This window comes from Micromonospora sp. ABR4_055 (genome assembly GCF_056160425.1).
On record NZ_JBSWXD010000311.1, the window covers coordinates 1 to 1,496 of the forward strand.

A 1,496-nucleotide genomic window follows, 5' to 3' on the forward strand; every position below is an offset into this window, starting at 1 on the left:
CACAACGGACAGAACGGCGTCGAGCCGGTCGAACCCCGTCACTCAACCCGCGCTGACCGTCACTCTTCGCGCACCACCTGAATGTTTACGGCTCATCGACTTCAACCCGGCCAAGCACGTCGAACTACCGTCGGCGAAGCAGCCCAAACCCCGGTTGTGGACGGACAGAGCCGTCGCACGGTGGCGCGAGACCGGACAGAAGCCCAGCCCGGTCATGGTGTGGACCCCGCAACAGGCCGGAGCCTTCCTCGACTACGCCCAGGACCACGACATCGCCCTCTACCCGGTGTTCGTGGGCATCATGCACCGAGGAATGCGCCGCGGTGAGGCACTCGGCCTGCGGGACAGCACCGTCGACCTGGACGCCGCCCTCGTCACCGTCGACCTGCAACGCACCACCGTCGGCTACGAAGCGGTCGACAAGAAGGTCAAGTCCGAGGCGGGTAACCGCACCTTCGCCCTCGACAGCTTCACCGCCGCCGCGTGGCGCGCCTACCTCGCCCGCCGCGCCCGCTGGCAACTGGCCAGCGGCGGCAGTTGGCCGGACACCGGATGGTTCTTCGTCCAACCCGACGGCGAGAAGTGGCACCCGGACACCGTCAGCAAACGCTTCGACAGCCTCGTCCGCGACGCCGGACTGCCCCCGGTCCGGCTGCACGACCTACGACACTGCGCCGCCACCTACCTGAAAGCCTCCGGCGCCGACCTCACCGACGTCAAGGAACTCCTCGGCCACTCCACCATCACCATCACCATCACCATCACCATCACCATCACCATCACCATCACCATCTACACCTCCGTCATCGTCGAACTTTAGGTCGAGCGGGACAAGGCGGAGGCCGCCGCCGCGCTGGTTCCCCGCCGCCGACGCACACAGGCCGCCTGACCGACCCGAACCGCCGACACCACCTCCCAGCCTCCGACCACACCAACCCCCGGACGACCCCAACCCGCGGCTGAGGACACCAGATCGCCCGACGCGTCACCCGCCGTCCGCCGGTCAGCCGCGACAGCCCCAGACCCGGGCAGCAGACGGGCGGATGCAGAAGCCGCGGCCAGGCGGAGTAGGGTTGGCCCTTGACGGGCCGTTAGCTCAATCGGCAGAGCTGAGGACTTTTAATACCCGGTATACGCCTTTGCGCCCGCTACTGAACGCAAGGTGCTTTCGTCCAGATTCCTAGCCGGCAATCCAGCCGGACACCGCGCAGTATCGGCAGGTCAGCGCGGTCGTCGCGTACAGTAGTCGCCTGTTCGGCAGACGCTCGTGGCAGAAATCCAGCATCCAGGGGCCAATTCCGTCTGGGGTCGGTGGCATCCGATCACCCACGGAGCACCCACAACCCGCCGGCTGGCGCACGGAGGCCAGCGCGGATGAGGTTTCGGCACATGCAATACCCATGCTGGAGGACTTCCCGAAAGGGGTCCGCCGATCCGGAACCGAGCCCTGTCGATGTGACGTGGCGTGACGGCCCGGGTGTGATCAACTCGGGCGT

1 protein-coding gene is annotated in these 1,496 nt (G+C 66.8%); it reads left to right on the plus strand.

Annotated features, from left to right (window positions below; genetic code table 11):
* Nucleotides 1-820, plus strand: an 820-nt coding sequence (locus tag ACXAHD_RS32080; RefSeq protein WP_475055156.1) for a tyrosine-type recombinase/integrase, incomplete at its 5' end; no start/stop codon positions are given.
* Nucleotides 821-1,496 lie beyond the last annotated feature (676 nt).